This window comes from Mycobacterium sp. Soil_C_30, assembly GCF_057656995.1.
The window spans coordinates 143,892-170,878 of the sequence record NZ_JBDGJH010000007.1; the positions used below are offsets into that span (position 1 = coordinate 143,892).

The 26,987-nt window shown below is 67.8% G+C and carries 26 protein-coding genes; 18 read left to right on the forward strand and 8 right to left on the reverse strand.

What is annotated here, in order from left to right; all coding sequences use genetic code 11:
* Nucleotides 1-71: 71 nt before the first annotated feature.
* The gene (locus AC3A6P_RS15455; RefSeq protein WP_487692505.1) at nucleotides 72-971 is read right to left on the reverse strand and encodes an aldo/keto reductase; all 900 of its coding nucleotides are present in this window, start codon (nucleotides 969-971) and stop codon (nucleotides 72-74) included.
* A 269-nt stretch (nucleotides 972-1,240) separates the two neighbouring features.
* Here AC3A6P_RS15455 and AC3A6P_RS15460 point away from each other — a divergent pair, with 269 nt between their 5' ends.
* The 8 genes from AC3A6P_RS15460 to AC3A6P_RS15495 are packed head-to-tail and all read left to right on the forward strand — an operon-like array spanning nucleotide 1,241 to nucleotide 8,219.
* Complete coding sequence (locus AC3A6P_RS15460) at nucleotides 1,241-2,176, forward strand: TauD/TfdA dioxygenase family protein (protein ID WP_487692507.1); 936 nt, start codon at nucleotides 1,241-1,243, stop codon at nucleotides 2,174-2,176.
* Nucleotides 2,173-2,961 (forward strand): sulfurtransferase, encoded by a 789-nt coding sequence (locus AC3A6P_RS15465; protein ID WP_487692508.1) that lies wholly within the window; start codon nucleotides 2,173-2,175, stop codon nucleotides 2,959-2,961. The genes AC3A6P_RS15460 and AC3A6P_RS15465 overlap by 4 nt, the downstream gene beginning before the upstream one ends.
* Nucleotides 2,958-3,893, forward strand: a complete 936-nt coding sequence (locus tag AC3A6P_RS15470; RefSeq protein ID WP_487692510.1) for an amidohydrolase family protein — start codon at nucleotides 2,958-2,960, stop codon at nucleotides 3,891-3,893. The genes AC3A6P_RS15465 and AC3A6P_RS15470 overlap by 4 nt, the downstream gene beginning before the upstream one ends.
* Nucleotides 3,894-3,928: 35 nt before the next feature.
* Nucleotides 3,929-4,933, forward strand: a complete 1,005-nt coding sequence (locus AC3A6P_RS15475; RefSeq protein ID WP_487692511.1) for an aldo/keto reductase — start codon at nucleotides 3,929-3,931, stop codon at nucleotides 4,931-4,933.
* Nucleotides 4,930-5,727: a nitroreductase family protein gene (locus AC3A6P_RS15480; protein ID WP_487692512.1), complete on the forward strand. Its 798-nt coding sequence runs from the start codon at nucleotides 4,930-4,932 to the stop codon at nucleotides 5,725-5,727. The genes AC3A6P_RS15475 and AC3A6P_RS15480 overlap by 4 nt, the downstream gene beginning before the upstream one ends.
* A gap of 23 nt (nucleotides 5,728-5,750) precedes the next feature.
* Nucleotides 5,751-6,104, forward strand: a complete 354-nt coding sequence (locus AC3A6P_RS15485) for a rhodanese-like domain-containing protein (protein ID WP_487692513.1) — start codon at nucleotides 5,751-5,753, stop codon at nucleotides 6,102-6,104.
* On the forward strand, nucleotides 6,083-7,384 hold the full coding sequence (locus AC3A6P_RS15490) for a rhodanese-like domain-containing protein (RefSeq protein WP_487692514.1): 1,302 nt from the start codon (nucleotides 6,083-6,085) through the stop codon (nucleotides 7,382-7,384). The genes AC3A6P_RS15485 and AC3A6P_RS15490 overlap by 22 nt, the downstream gene beginning before the upstream one ends.
* 13 nt (nucleotides 7,385-7,397) lie before the next feature.
* The gene (locus AC3A6P_RS15495; protein WP_487692515.1) at nucleotides 7,398-8,219 is read left to right on the forward strand and encodes a TIGR03560 family F420-dependent LLM class oxidoreductase; all 822 of its coding nucleotides are present in this window, start codon (nucleotides 7,398-7,400) and stop codon (nucleotides 8,217-8,219) included.
* A 4-nt stretch (nucleotides 8,220-8,223) separates the two neighbouring features.
* On the opposite strand, the gene AC3A6P_RS15500 is transcribed toward AC3A6P_RS15495, so the two are convergent.
* Entirely contained in the window at nucleotides 8,224-9,483 is a 1,260-nt protein-coding gene (locus AC3A6P_RS15500; protein WP_487692516.1) for an NRAMP family divalent metal transporter, read from the reverse strand.
* 444 nt (nucleotides 9,484-9,927) lie between these two features.
* Between AC3A6P_RS15500 and AC3A6P_RS15505 the strand changes: the two genes are divergently transcribed.
* Nucleotides 9,928-10,095, forward strand: coding sequence for a hypothetical protein (locus tag AC3A6P_RS15505; protein ID WP_487692517.1), 168 nt, complete (start codon nucleotides 9,928-9,930; stop codon nucleotides 10,093-10,095).
* 83 nt (nucleotides 10,096-10,178) lie between these two features.
* On the opposite strand, the gene AC3A6P_RS15510 is transcribed toward AC3A6P_RS15505, so the two are convergent.
* The 4 genes from AC3A6P_RS15510 to AC3A6P_RS15525 are packed head-to-tail and all read right to left on the reverse strand — an operon-like array spanning nucleotide 10,179 to nucleotide 13,387.
* Entirely contained in the window at nucleotides 10,179-11,069 is an 891-nt protein-coding gene (locus AC3A6P_RS15510) for an amino acid ABC transporter permease (RefSeq protein ID WP_487692518.1), read from the reverse strand.
* Entirely contained in the window at nucleotides 11,066-11,746 is a 681-nt protein-coding gene (locus tag AC3A6P_RS15515; protein WP_487692520.1) for an amino acid ABC transporter permease, read from the reverse strand. The genes AC3A6P_RS15510 and AC3A6P_RS15515 overlap by 4 nt, the downstream gene beginning before the upstream one ends.
* 30 nt (nucleotides 11,747-11,776) lie before the next feature.
* Nucleotides 11,777-12,607 carry a glutamate ABC transporter substrate-binding protein gene (locus AC3A6P_RS15520; RefSeq protein ID WP_487692522.1) on the reverse strand — a complete coding sequence of 277 codons (831 nt, stop codon included), beginning with the start codon at nucleotides 12,605-12,607 and terminating at the stop codon, nucleotides 11,777-11,779.
* Between the two features lie 51 nt (nucleotides 12,608-12,658).
* Entirely contained in the window at nucleotides 12,659-13,387 is a 729-nt protein-coding gene (locus AC3A6P_RS15525; RefSeq protein WP_487692732.1) for an amino acid ABC transporter ATP-binding protein, read from the reverse strand.
* 164 nt (nucleotides 13,388-13,551) lie between these two features.
* Between AC3A6P_RS15525 and miaB the strand changes: the two genes are divergently transcribed.
* The 3 genes from miaB (at nucleotide 13,552) to AC3A6P_RS15540 (ending at nucleotide 16,851) form a co-directional block, all read left to right on the forward strand.
* A complete protein-coding gene (gene miaB, locus AC3A6P_RS15530) occupies nucleotides 13,552-15,072 on the forward strand; it encodes a tRNA (N6-isopentenyl adenosine(37)-C2)-methylthiotransferase MiaB (protein ID WP_487692523.1) in 1,521 nt (506 codons plus the stop codon).
* Nucleotides 15,069-15,692 (forward strand): Rv2732c family membrane protein, encoded by a 624-nt coding sequence (locus AC3A6P_RS15535; protein ID WP_487692524.1) that lies wholly within the window; start codon nucleotides 15,069-15,071, stop codon nucleotides 15,690-15,692. Before miaB ends, AC3A6P_RS15535 begins: the two co-directional genes overlap by 4 nt.
* Before the next feature lie 172 nt (nucleotides 15,693-15,864).
* Nucleotides 15,865-16,851: an IS481 family transposase gene (locus AC3A6P_RS15540; RefSeq protein ID WP_487692525.1), complete on the forward strand. Its 987-nt coding sequence runs from the start codon at nucleotides 15,865-15,867 to the stop codon at nucleotides 16,849-16,851.
* A 110-nt stretch (nucleotides 16,852-16,961) separates the two neighbouring features.
* On the opposite strand, the gene AC3A6P_RS15545 is transcribed toward AC3A6P_RS15540, so the two are convergent.
* Nucleotides 16,962-18,338: a DUF349 domain-containing protein gene (locus tag AC3A6P_RS15545; protein ID WP_487692526.1), complete on the reverse strand. Its 1,377-nt coding sequence runs from the start codon at nucleotides 18,336-18,338 to the stop codon at nucleotides 16,962-16,964.
* A 234-nt stretch (nucleotides 18,339-18,572) separates the two neighbouring features.
* On the opposite strand from AC3A6P_RS15545, the gene AC3A6P_RS15550 reads away from it, so the two are divergent.
* The 5 genes from AC3A6P_RS15550 to hflX are packed head-to-tail and all read left to right on the forward strand — an operon-like array spanning nucleotide 18,573 to nucleotide 23,406.
* Complete coding sequence (locus AC3A6P_RS15550) at nucleotides 18,573-19,460, forward strand: DMT family transporter (protein WP_487692528.1); 888 nt, start codon at nucleotides 18,573-18,575, stop codon at nucleotides 19,458-19,460.
* Nucleotides 19,461-19,485: 25 nt separating this feature from the next.
* Entirely contained in the window at nucleotides 19,486-20,166 is a 681-nt protein-coding gene (locus tag AC3A6P_RS15555) for a class III extradiol ring-cleavage dioxygenase family protein (protein WP_487692733.1), read from the forward strand.
* Nucleotides 20,166-21,080 (forward strand): tRNA (adenosine(37)-N6)-dimethylallyltransferase MiaA, encoded by a 915-nt coding sequence (gene miaA, locus AC3A6P_RS15560; RefSeq protein WP_487692529.1) that lies wholly within the window; start codon nucleotides 20,166-20,168, stop codon nucleotides 21,078-21,080. The genes AC3A6P_RS15555 and miaA overlap by 1 nt, the downstream gene beginning before the upstream one ends.
* A 4-nt stretch (nucleotides 21,081-21,084) precedes the next feature.
* Complete coding sequence (dapF, locus tag AC3A6P_RS15565) at nucleotides 21,085-21,951, forward strand: diaminopimelate epimerase (protein ID WP_487692530.1); 867 nt, start codon at nucleotides 21,085-21,087, stop codon at nucleotides 21,949-21,951.
* Nucleotides 21,952-21,996: 45 nt separating this feature from the next.
* Nucleotides 21,997-23,406 carry a GTPase HflX gene (hflX, locus tag AC3A6P_RS15570; protein WP_487692531.1) on the forward strand — a complete coding sequence of 470 codons (1,410 nt, stop codon included), beginning with the start codon at nucleotides 21,997-21,999 and terminating at the stop codon, nucleotides 23,404-23,406.
* On the opposite strand, the gene AC3A6P_RS15575 is transcribed toward hflX, so the two are convergent.
* Nucleotides 23,403-25,691 carry a molybdopterin guanine dinucleotide-containing S/N-oxide reductase gene (locus AC3A6P_RS15575; RefSeq protein ID WP_487692532.1) on the reverse strand — a complete coding sequence of 763 codons (2,289 nt, stop codon included), beginning with the start codon at nucleotides 25,689-25,691 and terminating at the stop codon, nucleotides 23,403-23,405. The two genes, hflX and AC3A6P_RS15575, sit on opposite strands and share 4 nt — an antisense overlap.
* A gap of 115 nt (nucleotides 25,692-25,806) precedes the next feature.
* Between AC3A6P_RS15575 and AC3A6P_RS15580 the strand changes: the two genes are divergently transcribed.
* Nucleotides 25,807-26,970, forward strand: coding sequence for an acyl-CoA dehydrogenase family protein (locus tag AC3A6P_RS15580; RefSeq protein ID WP_487692534.1), 1,164 nt, complete (start codon nucleotides 25,807-25,809; stop codon nucleotides 26,968-26,970).
* Nucleotides 26,971-26,987 lie beyond the last annotated feature (17 nt).

Here is a 26,987-nt window from a genome sequence, read left to right on the forward strand (position 1 = left end):
GTGGCACACCACACGTCGGAACACAGGTGGCAATTTCCACCTGTGTCCGACGGCGATGCTCTGAGCTGCGGTTATCCTGCGGCGGCTCCAGAAATCACCGCGGATGTAATTCCGGCTGCGTCCAGCCGGCGCCGCGCCTCGGCATAGACATCGCCGGAAAGCGGACCCCGTCGCGCGGCGCGGGCGTTGTCGCGGACATGCTCGGGATCGGCCGTTCCGGCGATGATCGTGGTGACGCCAGGGGTCGAAAGGGCGTAACGCAGCAGGAATCCCTGAACACTGTCACCGTCGCGGAGTTCGTCGAGACCGGTGTCGGCGAAGGTCACCGCGCGCCCGTCGGCGGTCTTTTTCTCCCGTTTGCCGGCCTGGGCGACACCGCCGCGCACGATGATTCCGATACCGCGTTCACCGGCGAGGGCGATCCGGTCCTCGAGCTCGCGTTCGAGTGCCGAGAACGGCACCTGCAGCGCCTCGAAGTCGGAGATGTCAAGGTGGTCGTCGATGGCGGGCAGGGTGGACGACACCCCGAACGCACGGATCTTCCCCTCCGTGCGCAGTTCGGTCAGCGTGAGCAGCACGTCGTCACGCTGCAACACCTCCAGCGCCGGGCTGATGTGCAGTTGCAACAGGTCGATCCGGTCGGTCCGCAGCCGCCGCAGGCTCTGTTCCACACCGGCGCGGATGTTCGCTCGGGAGTAGTCGTGCACCAGCGGCACCCCCGGTGTGGCGTCGGGCTGGAAGTCCAGTGGGCAACCGGCTTTGGTGGCCAGTACGTACTCATCGCGGCGGGTGCCGATGTGCTTGCCGATCCGCTCCTCACTGAGCGCGTAGTCGATCGAGGTGTCGATGAACGTGATGCCCTCATCCAGTACGGTGTGCAGAACCCGCGCGGCGACGGACTCCTCCAATGGCCGGGGATTCCGATGTGGCGTTCCCCGCAGTTCCATTGCGCCGAAACCGAGGACGCTCACCTCCGGACCTCTGGCGCCGAGCCGTCTTCTTTCGAGAGGGCGATCTAGATCGGTCACTTCTGATACTCCTGGTCGACTCGAATGTTCCGGCGCTGATGCTCGTCGGTGTCCGGGTGCCCGATCAAGGACCGTGGACTACGGGTTCGGTAAACGAAAACTGAGGTTAAGAACCACTGAAGGGTTCCGGTAGCCGATCAGTGTTGTTCCCGTTCGGAGGACGATCGAATCTTGGACTGCGCCCATACGTTTGACGACAAGGGAGTCAGCCCATGACCGAACTCAGAGAAACCGCCGTAGACACCGGACTGGATGTCATACCCCAGGCCGGCTACGCCGGCGCCGAGATCCGCGGGGTGGACCTGCGGGGACCGTTGGAACCCGTTGTGGTCGACGAGATCCGCGCCGCACTGCACCGCTACAAAGTGGTGTTCTTCCGTGATCAGCAGATCGGACACGCTGAGCAGATCGCCTTCGCGCGGCTGTTCGGCAAGGTGACTCCGGCGCATCCCCACGAGGAGGACCCGCCCGCGGGTTTCCCGGAGATCCTGCCGATCGACAGTCGCCGCTACGAGGCGCAGCTGGGTCGTAAGCGAACGTCCTACGACAACAGCTGGCACACCGACGTCACCGCCCTGGTGAACCCGCCGGCCGCTTCGATCCTGCGCGCGGACATCCTGCCGCCGCACGGAGGCGATACCGCCTGGACGAACCTGGTTGCGGCCTACGAGAACCTGTCCAAGGACTTTCGCGACTTCGTCGACAAACTGGACATCAGGCACCAGTTCAACGCCCGCGCCGCCGCAGGCAGCCAGCGTGACCGCAAGGTCAAAGAGGCCAATCTCGCCGCCTGGCATCCCGCGGTGCGCGTCCATCCCGAAACCGGCGAGCGGGCCCTGTTCGTCAGCCCCGGCTTTACCCGCGGTCCGCGCGAGATCCGCGGCTTCAGCCCCAGCCAGAGTGAGAGCATCCTGAAACTGTTGTGGGAGGAAGCAACCCGCACCGAATACACCGTCCGATTCCGCTGGGCCCCCGGCAGTGTCGCGTTCTGGGACAACCGGGCCACCGCGCACCTGGCGATCGCCGACGCGGGCCACCTGGGCTACGACCGGGTGCTCTACCGGGTGACGCTGGAGGGTGATGTTCCCAAAGGTGTCGACGGCCGCGACTCCGAGCTGATCTCCGGACAGCCGTTCTACGGTTCATGACGACAACACCTGTGGGTCTCGGGGAGGTGGCGATCACGGCCGACCAGCTGCGCGCGCTCGTCGCTGCAGGACACGACGTGGTGCTGCTCGAGATCTGGCGTCAGCCGCCCCGGGACGAGGTGCTGGTGGCCGGCGCACAACCGGTGGCACTGACCTCGGACCTGGCGGGGACTCCGAGCGCAACGGCGGGCAACCTGCCGTTGCCCTCGGACGCGCAGATCCAGGATGTGGTCCGGCGCTGGGGAATCCATGCCACATCCACCGTGGTGGCCTACAGTGTGGAGAACCCGGCGCTGGCCGCCCGGGCTTGGTGGACGCTGAAATGGGCCGGGGTGCCCGATGTTCGGGTGCTCGAGGGTGACCCGCCCCGGGCGCCCGGTGGTGTGGCCCGGCAGGACTCGCGCCCGCCGGGCACGTTCACCGTACGCACCGGCTCGTTGCCCACCCTCGATGCTGACACCGCGTCCGCGCTTGCGCGCACCGGAGTACTGGTCGATGCCCGCGCCGCGTCCGGCTACACCGACGGGCACATCCCGGGCGCGGTGAGCCTGCCGGCCGGCGCACTGGCGGCCGACGACCAGCTGCGCGCACAGTTCGAGGCGCTCGGGGTCGACGTATCCACGCCCGTCGGCGCGTACTGTGGCGGCGGCACCTCGGCCACGCTGACGGTGTTCTCCCTGGCCAAGTTGGGCATCAGCGCCGTGTTGTACCCGGGCTCCTTCTCGGCCTACAGCGCCGACCCGGACCGCCCCGTCGCCACCGGCAGTGACGGGGCGCAGCAGTGAGTGCAATCGACAACGCCTCTGTGCTCGACATCCACACACACTGGCGCCCGACCGGCTGGCAACACAGCGGTCCGCTGATCGACGGTGAGGCCGACCCGCGGGAGAACCTGGACGGACTCAGCAGCGAGAGTGCGGACAACGGTATCGACGTACGCGCCCTGAGCGCTCCCGTCGAATCGTTGTTCGGCCCCGAGGGCGACGTCGGCACACCAGAGATCAACAGCGTCAACGAGATCCTGGCCGAGGCGGTTCACACGCGGCCGGGCTTTCTCGGGCTGGCCACCGTGGACGCGTACGCCGGTGACGCCGGGGCGGAGCAGACCCGCTACGCCGTGACCGAACTGGGCCTGGCCGGCATCGTGCTCGACTCGTCCCGGCACGCACGATTCCTGGGTTCACCGGAGGCGTTCCCGACGCTCGAGCTGGCCGCCGGCCTCGGGGTGCCGGTTTTCGTGCACCCGGTCGCCGCGCCACAGGCCGACGTACTGCGGACGGTCGCCGGCCGGGCGGGCAACTCGGCGGGCCGCGGTCTGCAGAACGCCGTGGCGTTCCTGTCGGCACTGCACGCGGACCTACCGGCGCGGTTGCCCGACCTGCACCTGGTGTTCACGACGCTGGGCCACGGGGGATTGCTCTATGCCGCCGACCAGCTCGCCGAGTACCGTGGCAATAGGCAGGCAACCGGGCCGGGAGCCAATCTGTACTTCGACACCATGCGGTTCAGCGTGCCGGTACTGAGGTATCTCGGTGATGTCCTGGGGGCTGAGCGGATCATCGTCGGCAGCGACTGGCCCATCCACCGTGATGCGCAGCGCGGCCACATCGACGATGCCCTGAGCAGGGCGGGATTCACCGCCGCCGAGCAGGAGCGCATCCGAATCGGCAATGCCCGCAAGCTCTTCCGGCTCCGCACCACCACCCCCGCGGCCTGACGCCGCACCACCTCCACAAAAAGGAAGCCACACACATGACAGCGCTGCCCACCCGCCGGCTCGGTACCGACGGCCCCGAGGTCGCCGCAATCGGGCTGGGATTCATGAGCTTTCGCACCTCAGCCGATGCCGCCGAGCATAAACGGGCCACCGAGCTGGTCGACGCGGCGATCGATCTCGGCGTGACACTGTTCGACACCGCCGACATCTACGGCCCCGAGTTCAGCGAACTGCTTCTCGGCCGCGCGATCCGAGGACGGCGGGACGCGTTGACGATCGCCACGAAATTCGGCAACACATTGGACCGCAACACCAACCCGCGCTCACTCGACGGCAGGCCCGAATACGTCCGTTCGGCGATCGAGGGCTCGCTGCGGCGCCTCGGTGTCGACCACGTGGACCTGTACTACCTGCACCGGGTCGATCCGCAGGTGCCGATCGAGGACACCGTGGGCGCGCTCAAGGAACTGGTCGAGGCGGGAAAGGTCCGCTACATCGGGCTCTCCGAACCCGGGGTGCAGACTTTGCGCCGGGCGCACGCCGTACACCCGATCACGGCGATCCAGAACGAATGGTCCTTGTTCACCAGGGATATCGAGAAGGACACCGTGCCCGTGGCCCGTGAACTCGGCATCGGGATCGTGCCGTATTCACCGCTGGGTCGCGGCTGGTTGTCCGGCAAGGTGCACAGCCGCGAGGACGTCAGCGGCACCCACCGCGCGCATCCGCGCTTCGCCGACGATGCCTTCGACCGGAACAAGTCGCTGGTGGACAACGTGGTGTCCGTCGCAGCCGACGTGGGCGCCACCCCAGGACAGGTCGCCCTGTCCTGGGTGCTCTCCCGAGGTGACGACGTGGTCCCGATCCCCGGTACCCGGCATGTCGAGTATCTGCGCGACAACGCCGGCGCCGCCGCCGTACACCTCACCGACGAGCAGATCGGGCGACTGGACGGGATCGCCGCCCAGGTTGCGGGCAACCGGTCCATCCGCCCGGAGAACCTGGGCACCGAGGCGCCACCGGTACCGGAGCGCGTGTGAGTCTGGCCGCACGCTACGGGCATCCGGGCGCTGCCGTCATCGCGGAGAATGACACGCTCGCACTGCAATTGGCGCACCGCTCGGTACGCCGGTTCACCTCCGAGCCCGTCACCGATGCGCAGCTGTCGGCGATCGTGGCGGCCGCCCAGTCGGCCGCCACGTCGTCGAATCTGCAGCCCTGGAGCGTCATCGCGGTCCGAGACCCACGGCGCAAAGCCCGGCTCGCGGCACTGGCCGCCGCGCAACAGTTCATCATCGCAGCGCCGCTGTTCCTGATCTGGGTGGCCGACCTGGGCAGGGTGCGCCGCCTTGCCCACCGCGCCGGTGCGCCCCTGGAGGGGGCCGACTACCTGGAATCCACTGTCATCGGCTTCGTCGATACCTCGCTGGCCGCGCAGAACGCCGTCATCGCCGCCGAATCACTGGGCCTGGGAACGGTGTTCGTCGGCGCCATCCGCAACCATCCGCTGGACGTGGCCGCAGAGCTGGCGCTACCGCCACATGCGGTGGCGACCTTCGGCCTGGCGATCGGCACACCCGACCCAGGCGAAAACGCCGGCATCAAACCCCGCCTGCCGCAACAGGCGGTACTGCATCTCGAACAATACGACGCGGCCCAGGCTGACGCGCATGTGCCGGTGTACGACGAACGCCTGGCCGCCTACAACCAGCGGTACGGACTTCCCGGCAACTGGACCGAACGGGTGCTCGCCCGTCTGGCCGGCGCGCATTCCCTGACCGGCAGAGACCGTTTGCGTGAGCACCTGCGCCGGCGGGGACTGCCGTCACGCTGAACCCACGACAAAGAGGATCGACCATGTCGCTGATACTCGACGCACAACCGGGAACACGGCCCGCTGGTCAAAGCACCATCAGCCCAACCGAATTGCGCACCCTTCTCGAAGCCGGTGCGGATCTGATCGTCGCCGACGCCAGCGAAGGTGACGACTACGCCGGCGGACACATCTCGGTGTCGGTGCCGGTGCCGGCCAGTGAGGTGGAGTTGCGGCTCGCCGACGTCGCGGCCCGGCCCGACGTGCCGATCGTCTTCACCTCGTCGACACCCGGCGTCGGCGCGCAGGCGGCGAAACTCGCACGGCGGGCCGGCTACACCGACGTGCGGGTGCTCGAGGGGGCAACCCCGGGTGGGTGGCGGCCGGGTACCGCCTGATCACCAATCTCAACGCGCTGAGCAAGGCGCTGGGGGAGTACGTCGAACGTCGTTATGGCACACCACGGGTCAGCGTCGACGAGCTCAGGGCCAAGATCGACGCCGGTGAGGACATCGTCGTCCTCGACACCCGCCCGTACGACGAGTACCACGCCATCAGCATCCCGGGCGGTATCGACGCTCCCGGTCCCGAACTGCTGTACCGGGCCTACGACCAGGTGCGCAGGCCGACAACACAAGTGGTGATCAACTGCGCGGGCCGCACCCGCGCGATCCTGGGCGCCCAGACCCTGATCAACGCCGGATTCCCGAACCCGGTGGTGTCGCTGGAGAACGGGACCACCGCATGGCTGCTCGCCGGTCATCAGCCCGGCCGCGGTGACACCGCGGTGGCAGGCCCACCGACCGGGGACAACCGGGCCCGAGCCGCCCGGGCAGCCCACGATGTGGCACGCCGTTTCGGTGTCCGCGAAATCGGCCGCGCCGAGCTGGACGCCTTGCGCGCCACCGCCGGTGAGCGGTCGCTCTACCTGTTCGATGTCCGCACCCCCGAGGAGTACGCCGACGGCCACCTCGCGGGAACCCGGTCGGTGCCCGGCGGACAACTGGTGCAGAAGACCGACTACTACATCGGTAGTCGACACGGTCGCGTGGTGCTGGTCGACGATGAGCACGGGGTGCGGGCCAGAACCACCGCGGCCTGGCTGATCCAGCTCGGATTGCCCGATGTCGCCGTCTACCTGTTCGGTGACGAGGAAGTGGTGTCCGGGGCCGTACCGTCGCCGCCGCAGGCGGACGCAGCCGTCAGCATCGGTGTCGAGGAACTTGCTCAGCGGCTCGACGGGCCCGTCCCACGGCCGCTGGTGATCGACCTCGAGCCGGCCCGCCCGTATGTCCTTGTCCGGCATCACATCCCGAACTCCGTCTACGCCCGCAGATCCTCGCTGGCCAGGTTGCTCGCGTATGTTCCCGACGATGTCGAGCTGGTGTTCACCTCGGCGGACGGCCGGCTGGCCGCGCTGGCCGCAGCGGAGGTCACCAGGCCGGCCCGGGCGCTGGCCGGGGGAACCCAGGCATGGCGTGACAGCGGACGGCCGGTCGACGTCGGTTCCGGCCAGGACGCACTCGACGAGAACGAGGCGCTCCCGGCGCCACCGACCCTCGCGCAACGCCGGGCACATCTGGACTGGTACGTCGCCTGGGGTGACCACATTGTCGAGGAGTTGGAGCAGGACGGGTTGGTGCGCTTCGTCGGGCCCGGCTCGGCCACGCAGGACTGATTAACATCGCTGCATGCAGGTCTCGGCCAAATTGGCGCCCACCTTCGACTATCCGGTGCTGGAGCGGTTCTGGCGCGCCGCCGACGAACTGGGCTTCCACGGCATCTACGACTATGACCACTTCTACGGCTTGTCCTACACCGGGGACGCGGTGTTCGAGGGGTGGACCATCCTGGCGGCCATCGCGGCCGTCACGCAGCGCGCCCGGATCGGGTGTCTGGTCAGCGCGGTCACCTTCCGCAACCCCGCGGTACTGGCCAAGATGGCCGTCACCGTCGATCACATCAGCGGCGGGCGCCTCGATTTCGGTATCGGGGCAGGCTGGCAGGAAGCCGAGCACCGCGGTTACGGGCTGGAGTATCCCGGCGGCGGCGACCGGGTGGCCATGCTCGACGAGGCGCTGACCATCATCCGCGCGTTGTGGACCCAGCCGTCGGTCAGCCACGCCGGCCGCTTCTTCACGGTCGAGGACGCGCTGGCTGAACCGAAACCGGTGCAGGCGCCGCACCCACCGATCGTGATCGGCGGCTCCGGACCGAAGATGTTGAAAGTGGTTGCGCGGCACGCCGATGAATGGAACATGCCGAGCCAGGGCGACGCGGCGGAGTGGGCCGCTGCCAGTACCCGGCTCGACGCCGCGTGTGAGCAGGTGGGCCGCGACCCGGGCGAGATCCGCCGCTCCGTACAGCTGTTCCTGCACCCGCAGCAGGACGGGCAGGTCGAAGATCAGCTGAGTCGGCTACCGCGTTTCGAAGACCTGGGCTGTCAGCACGCCGTGCTGTCGTTCTACCAACCGCCCACCGCCGACCAGCTGCGCAGCGCGTTGCCGGCCTGAGAGGTCAGCCGGCGCTGCCGGCCAGCAGGCCGCTGATACCGCCGTACACCCCAAGCCCCGCGGTGAACAGCAGAACCACGGCCACCACGATGCGGTAGGAGCCCTTGAGGCGATGCTCCTCGGGCAGCACCTTGCACGCGAGGGCGAAGAGGAAACCCAGCACCACGGGCAACAGCAGGGCGTTGAGCACCATGATGCCCACACTCAGATCGACCAGGTTGAGCCCGGAGAGCACAAACGCGAACCCGATCACCAGCATCGCGACGTACACGGCGTAAAACGCGGGGGCTTCTCTCGGCTTGCCCGACAACGACCGCGGATAATTCAGCACCTCGCCCAGACCCCAAGCGGCGGTGAGGGATACGACGATCGCGGCGACGAATGCCGCTCCCAGGAAGCCGAGCGAGAACAGGATCTGGCCGGCGGCCTCCCCGAGTAACGGGGTCAGGGCCTTGGTGATGTCCTCGATGGTGTTGATGGTGGCGTTCGGGTCGTTGCGGCCGATCGTCGCCGCCACCGACACCAGCACCGCGGCCATCACCAGCTGGGTCAGCACCGCCCCGAAACCGGTGTCGACCCTGGCATCCTTCAGATGCCGGACGGTCAGGCCTTTGTCGACCACGGCGGACTGTTGGTAGAACACCATCCACGGCATGATCACCGCGCCGATGTTCGCCGCGATCAGGTACAGGTAGTCGGGGTTGCCGATGGGCTGGTCGAGTTGCGCGGCCGCCAGCGCACCCAGATTCGGTTGGGCGTCGATCATCACGACGAAGAAGATGAGTTCGAGTGCCCCGAGGGCGATGGCGACGCGTTCCACCCGCCGGTAGGAGCCCGTCAACACCAACCCGCCCAGGAACAGCGCGACCAGACCCACCGAAAGCCACGGCGGGATGCCGTAGATGGCACCCACGCCTGCTGCGGCGCTGAATTCGGTGATGATCGCGCCGGCGCAGGCCACCAGCAGAGTGCTGACCGACAGCCACGCCCAGCCCTTCCCGAACCGCTCGCGGATCAACTCGCCGTGTCCGCGCTGGGTGACCAGACCGAGCCGGACCGTGAGCTCCTGGGCGATGTAGAGAATCGGCATCAGGATGACCTGCCACACCAGCAGCTGGTAGCCCCATTCGGCACCGCTCTGTGCGGCGGTGATGACGCTGCCGGCGTCGGTGTCGGCCAGCATCACGACGATGCCGGGGCCGAACACCGTGAGCCGGGTGACCCACTTGGAGGTGCGAGGAATCGGTGCGGGGGGTGCATCCACAGGGCGCGAGTCGCTCAATTCGGGTCCTCTCGATTCACGTCATGCACAGCTGAGCTGACACGCAGTTAGGCTAACCTAAATGTTCGTGAAATCGGGAATCTGACGCCGCGGTAAACGGTTGCTGGACGGCGGTATTCGGATGCGCCCGAGTGGCAGGTGAGCGCTGTTCGTAGGGCTTGTGGGGCTGCAGGGGTCCAGATGGCATCCGCGTGTGACGACACGGGTTGCCCAGGAAGACACTGCTTTTCACACCCTGCTCACCAATAGATCCGGCGTGAGTTCGCCGCCTCCCACCAATACCTGGCAATTGCGATTTACTTCGATTCGAGCGTTTTGCCGCAGTTGGCACAACGCTTTTTATGCCCGCGCTTTTATACCCAGGCCACTGGTCACACGCGTTGCCGCGCTGCCCGCGACACCAACGACTTCCTGGGGGAGCGCTTCATGCTGCAGGAACAGGTCGAGGAAGTGTCGAGCATGACCACCTTGTTGTCGGTGGTGGACAAGGCGGCCGGGAACGTGTTCGACCTCGAGGCCTACGTCGTGCGCGAGCTCAACGGTCGTGCCACCGCTGATCCCACCGCGCCGAAGCCGGCCGGCGGCGGCGCCTGACCGCAGTTCCGGGCCAAACCGACCACATGGCCGCCCGCGCTTGAACTTCGGGACCGTGTTGCGGTTCGGGGCGTGGATCGCGGTCAGTCCGCTGTCTGCACTTTCGCGCCGGGGGCGCCTTCCTGCTCGATGGCCTGGGCGTCGAGCGGGGTCGGCGCCTTGCGCGAGCGCCGCAGCCGGCGCTCCAGGCGGGTGGCGGCCACCGACAGCGCGAAGTTGACGGAGATCATCAGGATCGCGATGACGATCAACGCCGGGATGTAGTTGCCGTATGACGCGCCGAGCTGGGTGCCCTGCCGGACCATCTCGAGGAACGTGATCTGGTAGCCGATCGCGGTGTCCTTGAGCACCACGACCAACTGGGACACCAGCACCGGCAGCATCGAGGTGACCGCCTGCGGCAGCAGGATCGACCGCATGGTCTGACCCCAGCTCAACCCGAGCGCCACCGCCGCCTCGCCCTGGCCGCGCGGTACCGCGTGGACGCCGGCGCGCACGATCTCGGCGATGACGGCACCGTTGTACAGCGTCAGACCGGTCACCACGGCCGCCAGGGCCAGCTGTTTGGAGGGGAACAGGTCGTACTGCCCGAACAGGAAGTACGCGAAGATCATCATGACCAGCACCGGCACCGCGCGGAAGAACTCCACCACCGTGGCGCAGAGGGTGCGCAGCGGCGTGATGTGGGACAGCCGGCCGACGCCGAGCAGGAAGCCGAGGATCAAGGCCAGCACGATGGAGATGGCGGCGGCGGTCAGCGTGCCCTGAATGCCGGGCAGCACATAGGTTTTCCAGAGGTTCGCGGTGAGGAAGGGCTCCCACTTCGCCGCGGTCAGCTGACCACGCTCGTCGAGCTTGGAATACACCACCCAGGCCACCAGCAGCAGCACCACCACGGTGACCGCGGTGATGAGGTGGTTGCGCAGGCGCGCCCTCGGCCCGGGTGCGTCGAACAGGACGGAGGCCCCGGTCACCTCGCCACCGCCAGCCGCTTGCCGAGCCAGCCGAAGAACAACCCCAGTGGCAGCGTCAAGATCACGAACCCCACGGCGAAGATGGCGCTGACGGTGATCACCGCCGCGGTGTTCTCGATCATTTCCTTCATCAGCAGCGCCGCCTCCGCTACGCCGATCGCCGAGGCGATGGTGGTGTTCTTCGTCAACGCGATCAGCACCGAACCCAGTGGAATGATCACCGCACGAAAAGCCTGCGGCAGCAGGATCATCCGGAGATTCTGGCTGAACGTCAGGCCCAGCGACCGCGCCGCCTCGGCCTGACCCAGCGGCACCGTGTTCACCCCGGAACGCACTGCTTCGCACACGAAGGACGCGGTGTAGAGGGTCAGGCCGAGCACCGCCAGCCGAAAGTTGCTGTCCACGATCGACGTCGGGGATTGCGGGTCGACCAGGCTGATGCCCAACGTCTGCGCCAGTCCGAAACTGCAGAACAACAGGACCAGCGTCAGCGGTGTGTTGCGGACGACGTTGACGTAGGTGGTGCCGATCCAGTTGAGCACCGGCACCGGCGCCAGCCGCATCGCGGCCAGCGCCGTGCCGAGGATCAGCGCACCGACGCCCGAGTACACCGTCAGCTTGATGGTGATCCAGAACGCCGCGAAGATCTGGTCGCGGTACTCGGTGAAGACCTCCACAGCTGCTGGACTATCCGACGCTCAGCGCGCTCAGTACCGGTCGACCGCGGGCGGCTGGGGCGCGGTGATGCCCGCCGGTCCGAGATTCTTGTCGAAGGCTTCCTTCCAGGCGCCGTCGGCCTCCATCTTCTCGAGGGCGTCGTTGATCTTGGTGCGCAGCTCGCTGTCGTCCTTCTTCAGGCCGATGCCGTAGCGCTCCTCGGAGAACGTCTCGCCGACGATCTTGAAATCACCGGGGCTCTGCGCGGCGTACCCGGCGAGGATCACCTCGTCGGTGGTCACCGCGTCGACGGCGTTGTTGCGCAGCGCCTCGATGCAAGCCGAGTACGTGTCGTACTGCTGCAACTGCACGCCGGCGTACTCGTCCTTGATCTTCTGCGCCGGCGTGGAACCCGACACCGAGCACAGGCGCTTGTTGTTCTCCAGCGACGCCGCCCCGGTGATGTCACTGTTGTCGGCACGCACCAGCAGGCTCTGGCCGGTGATCAGGTAAGGCCCGGCGAAGTCCACCTTCTCCTTGCGGGCGTCGGTGATCGAGTACGTGGCCGCGATGAACTGCACCTGGCCGTTGGAGATCAGGTTCTCGCGCTGTGCCGACGGAGCCTCCACCCATTCGATCTGCTCGGGGGTGTAACCCAGCTCACCGGCCACATAGGTGGCCACGTCGACGTCGAAACCGCTCATGGTGCCGTCCGGGTTCTTCAGCCCGAGGCCGGGCTGGTCGAACTTGGTGCCGATGGTGATGGAGTCGCCGCCACCGCCGCCTTCTGCACTGCCGCCACCGCTGTCACCGCCGCCACCGCAGGCGCTCAGGGTCAGAGCCACTGCGGCCGCGGCCGCCAGACCGGCTGTGGCACGCACCTTGCGGGATCGCACTCGAGAAAACACTGTGGTTCCTTTCGACAGTCGGCACTAGTGGTTGAGGATCTTGCCCAGGAAATCCTTGGCGCGGTCGGTCTTCGGGTTGTTGAAGAACTCTTCGGGCGCGGCGTCCTCGACGATCGCCCCGTCGGACATGAACACCACCCGGTTGGCGGCGCGCCGCGCGAACCCCATCTCATGGGTCACGACCACCATGGTCATACCGTCACGGGCCAGCGACGTCATGACCGAGAGCACCTCGTTGATCATCTCGGGGTCGAGCGCGCTGGTCGGTTCGTCGAACAGCATCACCTTCGGGTTCATCGCCAGAGAACGGGCGATGGCCACCCGCTGCTGCTGACCGCCCGAGAGCTGCGCCGGGTACTTCTCGGCCTGGTTGGCCACACCGACACGCTCCAGCAGCGCCATCGCTTCCTGGCGGGCCTTGTCCCTGCTGAGCTTGCGGACCTTCGCCGGCGCCAGTGTGACGTTCTCCAGGATCGTCTTGTGGGCGAAGAGATTGAACGACTGGAACACCATGCCGACGTCGGAGCGCAGCTGCGCGAGCTTGCGGCCTTCGGCGGGCAGTTCCACACCGTCGATGGAGATGGTGCCCGAATCGATGGTCTCGAGGCGGTTGATGGTCCGGCACAGGGTGGACTTGCCGGAACCGGACGGGCCGAGGACGACGATGACCTGTCCGCGCGACACCTCGAGGTTGATGTCCTTGAGAACGTGCAGGGTGCCGAAGTGCTTGTTGACGCCCTTCACGGCGATCATCGGCGTGCCGGATGCGGCCGGAGCAGGTGTATTCACATCCGACCCAGGAGACCCCATGGGTCGCAACCATACCCAGGAAACCCACAGCACGCCCGGAAGCCGCACAAACAATCACCGCAGATCAGCGAATTTGGACCTCGGACCCGCGCCGATACCATGGAACGATGACTTCTTCGGTGACGCAGGCTCAGCCGGCGGCTGCAGCGTCACATGTGCGCACCTATCAGGTCCGCACCTATGGCTGCCAGATGAACGTGCACGACTCCGAGCGCCTGGCCGGGCTGCTGGAGTCGGCCGGCTACCAGCGTGCGGCCGACGGGGACGACGCCGACGTGGTGGTGTTCAACACCTGCGCGGTGCGGGAGAACGCCGACAACAAGCTCTACGGCAACCTGAGCCATCTGGCGCCGCGCAAACAGTCCGATCCGGGCATGCAGATCGCCGTCGGCGGGTGCCTGGCGCAGAAAGACAAGGACGCGGTGCTCCAGCGCGCCCCCTGGGTTGACGTCGTCTTCGGCACCCACAACATCGGGTCACTGCCCACCCTGCTGGAACGTGCGCGGCACAACCGCCAGGCACAGGTGGAGATCGTCGACGCCCTCGAGCAGTTCCCGTCGACCCTGCCCGCTGCGCGCGATTCCGCCTACGCCGCATGGGTTTCGATCTCCGTGGGGTGCAACAACACCTGCACCTTCTGCATCGTGCCGTCGCTGCGCGGCAAGGAAGTGGACCGCCGCCCCGGTGACATCCTCGCCGAGGTCCAGGCGCTCGTCGAGCAGGGCGTCCTGGAGGTCACCCTGCTGGGGCAGAACGTCAATGCCTACGGTGTGTCTTTCGCCGATCCCGAAACGCCCAGAGACCGTGGCGCATTCGCGTCGCTGCTGCGGGCCTGCGGTGGCATCGACGGCCTGGAACGCGTCCGGTTCACCTCGCCGCATCCCGCGGAGTTCACCGACGACGTCATCGAGGCGATGGCGCAGACACCGAATGTCTGCCCCACGCTGCACATGCCGTTGCAGTCCGGGTCCGACCGCATCCTCAAGGCGATGCGCCGCTCGTATCGCGCCGAACGCTACCTCGGGATCATCGACCGGGTGCGTACCGCGATGCCGCACGCGGCGATCACCACCGACCTGATCGTCGGGTTCCCCGGGGAGACCGAGGAGGACTTCCAGGCCACCCTCGATGTCGTCGAGCGGTCCCGGTTCGCCAGCGCGTTCACCTTCCAGTACTCCAAGCGCCCGGGCACCCCGGCGGCCGAACTCGCCGACCAACTGCCGAAAGCCGTTGTGCAGGAACGTTACGACCGACTCATCGAACTGCAGGAGCGAATCTCGTTGGAGGAGAACCGCGCTCAGATCGACCAGACGGTCGAACTGCTCGTGGCCGCGGGGGAGGGGCGCAAGGACACCCACACCGCACGCATGAGCGGGAGGGCCCGCGATGGCAGGCTGGTGCATTTCGCGCCGGGCGGCGTCCCGGTACGTCCCGGTGACATCGTGACCACCGTGGTGACCGCCGCCGCCCCCCACCACCTCATCGCCGACGGACCCGTGCTCAGCCACCGCCGCACCCGGGCCGGTGACGCCCACGAGGCGGGCCGGCGCCCACGCACCGTGGGGCTCGGGCTACCGGGGCTGGGTGCGCCGGCAACTCAGCCGGTGGCCGCGGGGTGTTCGCGATGAACGGCACCAACGGTCACCGCGACAAGTCCGGCAACAACTTCGAGGAGTTCAAGGCCGACATCGAAGCCGCCGAACGACGGGTCGGCCGCGAGATCGAACCGGGTGCCCGCGCGCTGGTGGTCGCCATCCTGGTATTCATCCTGATCGCGACGTTCTTCCTGCCCCATGCCGGTGGGGCGCGAGCGGTCGATGTGCTGCTCAGCACCGACGCAGCGGCGCAGGCGGGGATCGCCCTGCCGTCGCGGGTGTTCAGCTGGCTGGCGCTGGTGTTCGGTGTCGGATTCTCGATGCTGGCCCTGCTGACCCGCCGATGGGCGTTGGCGTGGGTGGCCTCCGCGGGCACTGCCGTGTCCGCAGTGATCGGCATGCTGGCGATCTGGTCGCGTCAGACGGCGCCCGAGGGACTGCCCGGCCCTGGTTTCGGTCTGGTGCTGGCCTGGCTGACCGTCATCGTGCTGGCGTTCCACTGGGTCCGGGTGGTGTGGACGCGCACCGCCGTGCAACTGGCCGCCGAGGAGCACCGCCGCCGCGCCGCGGCCGAGCAGCAGAAGCGCAGTCTGCTCGACCAGTACGACGAGAAGCCCCCGACCGACCCGGATGAGCCGAAAGACCCCTCCTGAGCCACCGCGGCCGGTCCTCTCTCCCCCTCGTGCCTCGGGCTCGTCGACCGGCCTAGCTGTACTGACCACGGACGTTAGGTACGGATTACGGCGTGGCGTGGTGACATGAAGAAGACCTCCGAGTGAAGTGCGAGCTGTCTAAGGAACGCACCAACTCATCTCGGAGGTCTTCGTGTCCCACCGTAATGCCCCCTTGTCAGAAACCGGGCGTCTGCGCCTGGCTCGCTGCATCATCGAGGACGGCTGGTCGCTGCGACGAGCTGCCGAACGATTCCAGGTCGCCGTCACCACCGCCCAGCGCTGGGCGAAGCGCTACCGCGAGGAAGGGCCGGCCGGGATGGCCGATCGCAGCTCACGGCCCCACCGCAGCCCCAATCAGACCTCGACCCGGACCGAACGTCGCATCATCAAAGTCCGCGTCATCCGGCGTTGGGGCCCCGCCCGGATCGCCTACCACCTGAGCTTGAACGTCTCGACCGTGCACCGCGTTCTGACCCGCTACAAGCTGGCCAGGCTCTGCTGGCTGGACCGACCCACCGGGCGGGTCATTCGGCGGATGGAGTCCGCCGCTCCGGGTGATCTGGTGCATGTCGATGTCAAAAAGCTCGGCAAGATCCCGGCCGGCGGCGGGTGGCGGATGCTGGGCCGAAGTGCAGGTCGGCGCCACTCTCGGGCGGACAAACGCCACGGCACCGGAGCGGACAACGACGGACGGCGCGGCTATCACTTTCTGCACACCGCCATCGACGCGCACTCCCGGCTGGCCTATTCAGAGATCCTCAGCGACGAATGCAAAGAGACGGCTGCACAGTTCTGGCTACGTGCGCATTCCTGGTTCAACAAATGCGGCTTCACCGTACGGAAAGTATTGACCGACAACGGATCCTGCTACCGGTCTCAGACATTCCAAGACGCGCTCGGTGACATAGAACACCGCCGCACCCGACCCTACCGACCGCAGACCAACGGCAAGGTGGAGAGGTTTCATCGCACGTTGGCCGACGAATGGGCCTATGCGCGCCTCTACACCAGCGACGCCGAACGTTGCGCCGAGTTCCCGATCTGGCTACACCACTACAATCATCACCGCGGCCACACCGCACTCGCAGGTAACGCACCCGCCAGCCGCGTACCTAACCTCTCAGGTCAGTACACCTAGCGCTTCTGCGGCCGGCCCTCTCTCCCCCTCGTACCTCGGGCTCGTCGACCGGCCTAGCGCTTCTGCGGCCGGCCCTCTCTCCCCCTCGTACCTCGGGCTCGTCGACCGGCCTAACGCTTCTTGGTGAGCGTCTCCGCGGCCGTCTCGGCCCACTGACGCCACTGCGCGGCACTGGCCCTGGCAGCCTCGGCGTCCTTGGCCTTACCCGCCGCTTCGGCCTTGGCGGCCTGCTTCTCGAACTGCTCGGCGCGCACCCGGAACTGCTCGGCCCGCGCCTCGGCTTCCGGATCGGTGCGGTCGGCGTCGGCGGCATCGCGCACCCGTTTCTCGACCGCGCGCAACCGTCGTTCCAGATCGGTGCGTTCCCGCGGTACCTTGCCGATGGCGTCCCACTTGTCGGTGAGCGCCCGCAGCGCCGCACGTGCTGCATCGGGATCGGCGGTGTCGATGCGCTCCGCCTCGGCCAGCAGCGCCTCTTTGGCATCGGCGTTGGCCTTGAACTCGGCGTCGCGCTCCGCGGTCACCGAGTTACGCGCCGAGAAGAACGTGTCCTGAGCGGCCTTGAAGCGGCGCCAGAGTGCGTCGTCGACCTCTTTGCTGGCGCGGCCCACAGATTTCCACTCGGCCAACAGGTCACGGAACGCGGCGCTGGTGTTGCCCCAGTCCGTGGAATCGGAGAGCGCTTCGGCGCGCACACACAGCTTCTCCTTGGCCTGCTTGGCGCCGGCCCGCTCGCGGTCCAGCTCCGAGAAGTGCGAGCCGCGGCGCCGGTTGAACGTCTCCCGCGCGGCCGAATAGCGCTTCCACAGCGCGTCATCGGTCTTGCGGTCCAGGCCGGTGATGGCCTTCCACTCGTCGAGGATGGTGCGCAGCCGATCGCCGGCGGCCTTCCACTGTGTCGAGTTCGCGGCCAGGTCCTCGGCTTCGGCGGCCAGCGCCTCCTTGCGGGCGATCTGCTCGGCGCGGTGCTCGTCGCGGCGGGCGCGCTCGGCCACCGCGGCGGCTTCGGCGTGCTGGGCGATGGCGGCCAGCCGGGCTGCCAGAGAGTCCACGTCACCGAGCACGTGCGCCTCGGGCAGGGTCTCGGCCAGACTCGCGGCCGCGGCCTTGATCTTGCGGGCGTCGCCGGTGCCGGACTCCAGCCGGTGCTCCATCAACGCCACCTCGGTGGACAGGTCGTCGAACCGCCGGCCGAAGTGTTCGTAGGCGGCTTCGGCGTCACCGGCCTGCCACGACCCGATCACCCGTTCACCGGACCCGGTGATCAGCCACACGGTGCCGTCGTCGTCGACCCGGCCGAACCGGTGCGGATCACTCGACGGCGCGGCGGGCACGGGCGCGGCTGCCGGGGCCGCCGCCGGTCGGGGCCCAGGACGCGGGCCGGGTCTTGCGCCCGGCCGGGGCCCGGGAGTGGGAACGGGACGCGGTGACGAGGTGGCGTCGCCGCCGTGAGTCGGCTCGCCGGAAGTCGAGTCGGAATTGGTCATTTGTCCCTGCCCTCCACGTGGTCTCCCACGCACTGCCGCGCAACGCGGCGCCTGTCCTGACTGGTCACTGTCTCGCTCTAGTCTGATACGCCAGACCCGGCGGGACGCTACTACTGTCTTGTAGAGGGTATTCAAGCAGGTCGCACTCCGACATACCGCTACGTTGACGTTGCGTTCTGAGGCGCGGTCGCATCACGTCGTGATCACCCACCGATAACAGCCGGGAGGTTCTCGATGGGTAAGGCGGATCTGGCCGCCCTCTGTGCGCTGGGCGCCGCCCTGTTCATCGCCATCGGTGACGTGATCCACCAACGATCCGCGCACGAGGTCACCGACGACTCGGTGAGCCACCTGGGGCTGTTCCTGAGGCTGCTCAAGGACACCGGCTGGTGGTTGGGCAGCATTGTGGCGGCCGTGGGGTTCCTGCTGCAGGCAGCGGCTCTGGGGCTGGGTTCGGTGCTGCTGGTGCAAGCGCTCCTGGTCACCTCGCTGCTGTTCGCGCTGCCCATCAGCGCGCGGGCCGCCCACCGCCGTGTCACCCGCTGGGAATGGACCTGGGCTGCGCTGCTGGCCGCGTCGGTGATCGTCATCGTGACCGTCGGCAATCCCACCGCAGGTCAATCGCGGGCCTCGATGGACACCTGGGCCCTGGTCGGATTGATCCTGGGTCCGCTGCTGATCCTGGCCGTCATCGGCGCACGCCTGTGGTCGGGTCCGGCGAGCGCCGTCCTGCTCGCGTTGGTCTCCGGAGCTCTCTGGGGTGTATTCGCGGTGCTCCTCAAAGGTGTGGTGGACGTGCTGGGTGACGGCATCGTGGCGGTGCTGCGCTCTCCCGAGCTCTACCTCTGGGCCGCCGTCGGAATCGCGGGCACGGCCTGGCAGCAGTCGTCGTTCCGGGCCGGCGCGCTGACCGCGTCACTGCCGACCATGACGGTCACCGAACCCATCGTGGCGTCGGTCCTGGGCATCGTCGTGCTGGGGGAGACCTTGCGTCCGGGTGAGATCGGGCTGTTCGTGTTGATCGGCGCGATCGCACTGATGGTGGTGTCGACGGCCATGCTGGCCCGCGGCGAAGCCGCCGGAGCCGACGACGCCGAAGGGGTGGCGGCCACCAGCGAATAGCGGCACGGACGTTAGCGTGGTCAGCGTGTTGGTGGCCGTCGCGATCGTTCCGTCCGCGCCTGTGCTGGTGCCCGAACTGGCCGGCGCCGCTGCCGCTGAAACCGCCGATCTGCGTGAGGCGGTGCTGCGCGCGGCGGCGACACTGCCCGAACGGTGGGTCGCGCTCGGTGTGGGCACCGGTGACCAGACCTGGCAGTCGGCGGCGGGCACGTTCGCCGGCTACGGCGTCGAGGTCGGGGTGCGTCTGTCGCCCGAGGCCGGGCCTCTCGCCGAGCTGCCGTTGTGTGCGTTGATCGCCGGCTGGATCCGAGGGCAGGTCCGCCCCGACGCCCGCGTACAGGTGCGGGAGTCGCCCGCCACGTTGTCCGCAGCGGAGGCGCTGGCCCGCGGTCGCGGCCTGCGTGCGGAGATCGACGCGGCCGCCGAGCCTGTCGGTGTCCTGGTGGTGGCCGACGGCTGCCCCACCCTGACCCCGGGCGCACCCGGTGGCCATGACCCGGCGACGGTCGCGGTGCAAGCCGGCCTCGACGACGCCTTGGCCGGCGGGGACACGACGGCTCTCCAGGCACTCCCGGACACCGTCGTCGGCCGGGTCGCCTTCGCGGTGCTGGCCGGGCTCGTCGAGCCGGGGCCGCACGGCACCAAGGAGCTCTACCGTGGCGCACCCTTCGGGGTCGGGTACCACGTCGGCGTCTGGCACCCGTGATGCCACGACCCATCGCCCTCATCGGCCCCACCGGGACCGGCAAATCCGATCTCGCGTTGCAGGTCGCCGAGAAGCTGGGCGCGGCCGAGGTGGTGAACGCCGACGCGATGCAGCTCTATCGCGGTATGGACATCGGCACCGCCAAACTGCCGGTCGAGCAACGACGCGGCATCGTCCACCACCAACTCGACGTACTCGAGGTCACCGAGACCGCGACCGTCGCCCGGTATCAGCAGGACGCCGCCGCGGATGTGGAGGCCATCGCTGCACGCGGCGCGGTGCCGCTGATCGTCGGCGGATCGATGCTCTACATCCAGTCACTGCTGGACAACTGGGCCTTCCCGGCCACCGATCCGCAAGTGCGGGCACGCTGGGAGGAGCGGCTGGCCGAGGTGGGTGTCGCCGCGCTGCACGCGGAGCTGGCCCGCCAGGACCCCGCCGCGGCGGCCTCCATTCTCGCCACCGACGGGCGGCGGGTGGTGCGGGCGCTCGAGGTGATCGAACTGACCGGCCGGCCCTTCGCCGCGTCGGCCCCGAAGATCGGCATACCGCGCTGGGACACGCTGATCATCGGCTTGGATTGGCAGACAGAGCTTCTCGACGCGCGGCTGCAGAGGCGCACCGATGCCATGTTCGACGGTGGCCTGGTTCAGGAAGTGCAGCGGCTGCTCGGAGTCGGCCTGCGCGACGGGGTGACCGCCGCGCGGGCGCTCGGGTATGCACAGGTGCTCGCCGCGCTCGACGATGGCGAGGAGTCGATGGCCCAGGCCCGGGAGGCGACCTTCGTCGGCACCCGGCGCTACGTGCGCAGGCAGCGATCCTGGTTCCGTCGCGACCACCGGGTGCACTGGCTCGACGGCTCCGATCCCGGGAACGCGGACGCGGTGCTGCGCAGCTGGCGCGACGTATCCTGAACGGATGGATTTCGCCAAAGGTCACGGCACGCAGAACGACTTCGTGCTGCTCCCTGACCTCGACGCGGAACTGGTGCTGACACCTGCCGCGGTCGCCGCGGTGTGCGACCGGCGCCGCGGGCTCGGCGCCGACGGCCTGCTGCGGGTCACCACCGCGGGGGCGCTGGTGTCGGCGGGCGTGCTCGACCGGCTGCCCGAAGGCGTCGCGGCCGGCGACTGGTTCATGGACTACCGCAACGCCGACGGTTCGACCGCCCAGATGTGCGGTAACGGCGTACGTGTGTTCAGCCACTACCTGCGGGCCGCCGGCCTGGAGCAGCGTGACGAATTCGTGGTGGGCTCGCTGGCGGGGCCCCGTCCGGTGGCGGTGCACCACGCCGATGAACTGCACGCCGACGTCACCGTCGAGATGGGTAAGGCCAACACCACCGGCACCGGCGACGCGGTGGTGGGTGGACGGCGGTTCACCGGCGTCGCGGTGGACGTCGGCAATCCCCACCTGGCGTGCGTCGGCGTGAGCCCCGAGGACCTGGCCGCTCTCGACGTCGCCGCGCCGGTCCAGTTCGACGCCGGGCAGTTTCCCGAGGCGGTCAACATCGAGGTGCTCACCGCTCCGGCCGGGGGAGCCGTCTCCATGCGGGTCCACGAACGGGGGGTCGGCGAAACCCGCTCCTGCGGCACCGGCACCGTCGCGGCCACGGTCGCCGCGCTTCGCCATCTCGGCGAGCAGACCGGCACCCTGACCGTGCGCGTTCCCGGCGGTGAAGTCACCGTCACCATCACCGAGGCCACCAGTTACCTCCGGGGCCCGTCAGAATTGGTGGCACACGGCCAGCTGTCGCAGGAATGGTGGGCGGCTCTTGAACGTTAATTGGGGTGCATGAAAAGTGATCTCCGTGCGAATCTGTATTCGCCTATGACTGAATATCCGTTTAATCACAATCCCAGCGTCGGTGAGCTGGCACTCGATGACCGCGCCGCGTTGCGCCGTGTGCACGGGCTTTCGACCGAACTCGAAGACGTCTCCGAAGTCGAATACCGCCAGCTGCGGCTGGAGCGGGTGGTACTGGTCGGCGTCTGGACCGACGGTAGCGCGGCCGACGCCGATGCGAGCCTCGCCGAACTGGCCGCACTGGCGGAAACGGCGGGCTCCGAGGTCCTCGAGGGCCTCATCCAGCGCCGCGACAAACCGGACCCGTCCACCTACATCGGTTCCGGCAAGGCCCAGGAACTGCGCGAGGTCGTCATCGCGACCGGCGCCGACACCGTGATCTGCGACGGTGAACTCTCACCCGCCCAGCTCAACGCGCTGGAAAAGGCCGTCAAGGTCAAGGTCATCGACCGCACCGCGCTGATCCTCGACATCTTCGCCCAGCACGCCACCAGCCGCGAAGGCAAGGCGCAGGTGTCGCTGGCGCAAATGGAATACATGCTGCCGCGGCTGCGCGGCTGGGGTGAGTCGATGTCCCGGCAGGCCGGTGGCCGCGCCGGTGGCGCGGGCGGCGGCGTGGGTACCCGTGGTCCCGGTGAAACCAAGATCGAGACCGACCGTCGTCGCATCCGGGAACGGATGTCGAAGCTGCGCCGCGAGATTCGCGATATGAAGAAGATCCGCGACACCCAGCGCAGCACGCGGGTCCGCAGTGACGTCCCGCAACTGGCGATAGTCGGCTACACCAACGCGGGCAAGTCCAGCCTGCTCAACGCCCTGACCGGGGCCGGTGTGCTGGTGGAGAACGCGTTGTTCGCCACCCTCGAGCCCACCACCCGGCGCGGCCAGTTCGACGACGGCAGGCCGTTCGTGCTCACCGATACCGTCGGCTTTGTCCGGCACCTGCCCACCCAGCTGGTCGAGGCGTTCCAGTCCACACTGGAGGAAGTGCTCGGCGCCAGTCTGCTGGTACACGTCGTCGACGGCTCCGATGCCAACCCGCTGGCCCAGATCAGTGCCGTACGTCAGGTGATCAACGAGGTGGTCGCCGATCGCAACGGCACCCGGCCACCGGAGTTGTTGGTGGTCAACAAGATCGATGCCGCAGGTGATCTGGCGCTGGCCCAGCTGCGGCGGGCGCTGCCCGAGGCGGTGTTCGTTTCGGCGCGCACCGGTGAGGGGCTGGACCGGCTGCGTCAGCGGATGAGTGAACTGGTGGAACCCACCGACGTCGCCGTCGACGTGACCATCCCGTACGACCGGGGTGATCTGGTGGCCAAGGTGCACAGCGACGGCCGGGTGGACAACGCCGAACACACCGAATCCGGCACCAGGATCAAGGGTTTCGTTCCCGCGGGACTGGCGGCCGGGCTCCGGGACTTCGCCACCCGCTAACGCCGCACCAGCGGCGGCGGCTGGTGTGCCCGCACCGGCGGCAGCGCATCGGTGAACTTCTCCACCTGCACCAGCACATGCGCGCCGGTGCATCCACGGGCCAGCGACGACGTGCCGCGGTCATCGGTGAGCACATTGGGATTCCCGTGCACGCACATGGTGTCGGGGTCGTGGGGGTCCTCGGGGTCGTACCAGGCCCCGGTGGGCAGATGCACCACCGCGGTGCGCACCGCGTCGTCGATGACGACGCCGGCCAGGCAGCTGCCACGGTCGTTGTAGACGCGGACGACGTCGCCGTTGCTCAACCCCCGGGCGGCGGCATCCACCGGATTCATCCGAATCGGTTCGCGCCCCTGGACTTTGGACATCTGACTGGTGCGTCCGGTGTCGAGCTGGCTGTGCAGCCTGGTGGCGGGCTGATTGGCGATCAGGTGCAACGGGTAGGTGGCCGCTCGTTCGCCACCCAGCCACTCCCGCGGGCGGTACCAGCGGGGGTGGCCCTTGCAGTCGTCGTATCCGAATTCGTCGATGGTGGCCGAGAAGATCTCGATGCGCCCGCTGGGAGTGCCCAGCCTGTGGGCATCAGGGTCGGCGCGGAAGTCCGCCAGCAGGGTGAGTCCCTCTTCGACGGGCAACCGCAGCGAACCCGCCGCCCAGAAGTCCTCGAAGCTCGGCACCGCGAAATCCAGGCCGGCCGCCCACTGCTGGTACAGGTGTGTCAACCACTGACCTTCGGTGCGGCCCTCGGTGAACTCCGCCCCGAAGCCGAGCTTGTCGGCCAGTGCGGCGAAGGTGTCATAGTCGTTGCGGGACTTAGCATATGGCTCGGCAAGTGCCGGCATGGCCATCAGCACCGGGTCGTTGCGGGAACCGGAGAAATCATTGCGCTCGTAGGCGGTGGTCGACGGCACCACAATGTCAGCGTGTTTGGCCATCGCCGTCCAGTACGGCTCATGCACCACCACGGTGTCCATCCGTGCCAACCCGCGACGCAACCGCGCCAGGTTCTGGTGGTGATGGAACGGGTTGCCGCCGGCCCAGTACACACACCGGATGTCGGGATAGGTCAACCGCAGCCCGTTGTAGTCGAACTGTTCACCGGGATGCAGCAGCATATCGCTGACCGCGGCGACCGGGATGAACGTGCGAACCGGGTTGAGGCCCTGGGGGAGCACGGGCAGTCGGCACCGCAGCGGCGCGAGCCCCGGTTCGTTCATTGAGCCGTAGCCGTGGCCGAAACCTCCACCGGGAAGGCCTATCTGGCCCAGCATCGCGGCCAGCGTCAGCCCCATCCACGGCGCCTGTTCGCCGTGTTCGATGCGCTGCAGTGACCAGCTGACCGTGACGATGGACCGGCAGGCGGCCATGCGTCGGGCCAACTGCCGCAAGGCGTCTGCGGGCAGTTCGCAGAGTTCGGACGCCCATTCGGGTGACTTGGGCACCCCGTCGTCGAGGCCGAGCAGATACCGCTCGAACCTGTCGTACCCGACGCAGTACGTGGCCAGGAAGTCACGGTCGGCCAGCGCTTCGGTGGCCAGGACGTAGGCGAGTGCGAGCATGATGGCGACGTCGGTTCCCGGCACCGCGGGCAGCCACTCGTAGTCGCCGTCCACGTCGTCGCGCAACGGGGAGATCGACACGATCCGACCCCCACGGTCACGGAACCGGGCCAGGGCGTCCCGGGCCGGATGTGCCGTCGTCCCACCGTGATTCACGGCGGTGTTCTTCATGGCGATGCCCCCGAAGCACACCAGCAGATCCGTGTGCTCGGCGATCACGTCCCACTGCGTGGAGCGTTTGAAGAGATCGTCGTGGGTGCCGACGACGCGGGGCATGATCACCCCGGTGGCGCCCAGGCTGTACGAGTGCCGGGAGAAGGTGTAGCCGCCGAGCAGTTTCAAGAAGCGGTGCACCTGACTCTGTGCATGGTGGAAGCGGCCCGCGCTGGCCCATCCGTAGGACCCGCCGTAGATCGCCTCGTTGCCGAAGGTGTCGACCACGCGACGCAGTTCGGTGGCCAGCAGTTCGGTGAGTTCGTCCCACGACACCACGATGAACTCGTCGGCCCCGCGCTGCGCCGACGGGCCGGGTCCGTTCTCGAGCCACCCGCGGCGCACCGCGGGTTCGGCCACCCGGGCGCGGTGGCGCAGCGAACCCGCCAGATTGCCCAGTAGGGGCGAGGGGTTCACGTCGGTGGCCAGCGGTTGTACCGAGCTGATGTCGCCGTCGCGGACCTGGGCGTGAAAGGCGCCCCAATGCGTCAGGCTGGCCGGCGCAGATGCCATGGCGGGCAGTTTACGGGGAACTCGCGGCACGGATTTGCCGACCAACCACCCGGTTGGTATATCGTCGTCGGCAAGACGTGTTGTCAAACCCCGAACCCGGCTCCGGAGGTCCATCATGGGTAGTGCCGTCAAGTACCAGCGCACGTTGTTCGAGCCCGAACACGAACTGTTCCGCGAGTCCTACCGCACCTTCCTCGAGCGCCACGTCGCACCGCACCACGAGGAGTGGGAAAAGAACAAGATCGTCGACCGCAACGTGTGGGTCGAAGCCGGTAAGCAGGGCTTCCTGGGCATGGCGGTGCCCGAGGAGTACGGCGGCGGCGGTATCGACGACTTCCGCTACAACACCGTGATCACCGAGGAGACCACCGCCGGCCGCTACAGCGGTATCGGCTTCGGCCTGCACAACGACGTGGTGGCGCCCTATCTGCTGCGGCTGGCCACCGACGAACAGAAGCAGCGTTGGTTCCCGGGCTTCTGCAGCGGCGAGCTGATCACCGCCATCGCCATGACCGAACCCGGCACGGGCAGCGACCTGCAGGGCATCAAGACCCGCGCGGTCAAGCAGGATGACGGCAGCTGGGTGCTCAACGGCTCGAAGACGTTCATCACCAACGGAATCCACGCCGACCTGGTGATCGTCGTCGCCCAGACCGACCCGGACAAGGGCGCACAGGGCTTCTCGTTGCTGGTGGTCGAACGCGGCATGGAGGGCTTCGAGCGCGGGCGCCACCTCGACAAGATCGGGTTGGACGCCCAGGACACCGCTGAGCTGTCGTTCACCGATGTCAAGGTGCCCGCGGAGAACCTGCTCGGCGACGAGGGCATGGGCTTCATCTATCTCATGCAGAACCTGCCGCAGGAACGGCTCAACATCGCCATCATGGCCGCCGCCGCCATGGAAGCCGTTCTCGAGGAAACCATTCAATACACCAAGGAACGCAAGGCTTTCGGCAAGCCGATCGGCAGCTTCCAGAACAGCCGCTTCGTGTTGGCCGAACTCGCCACCGAAGCCACCGCTGTGCGGATCATGGTCGACGAGTTCCTGCGGCTGCATCTCGACGAAAAGCTCACCGCAGACCAGGCGGCAATGGCCAAGTGGTACACCACCGAAGCCCAGGTGCGGCTGGTCGACCGGTGTTTGCAATTGCACGGTGGTTATGGATACATGCGCGAATACACCGTCGCGCGCGCATTTCTCGATGCACGCGTGCAGACCATCTATGGCGGCACCACCGAGATCATGAAAGAGATCGTCGGCCGCAGCCTGGGGGTCTAGCAGCGTTCCATACCCGA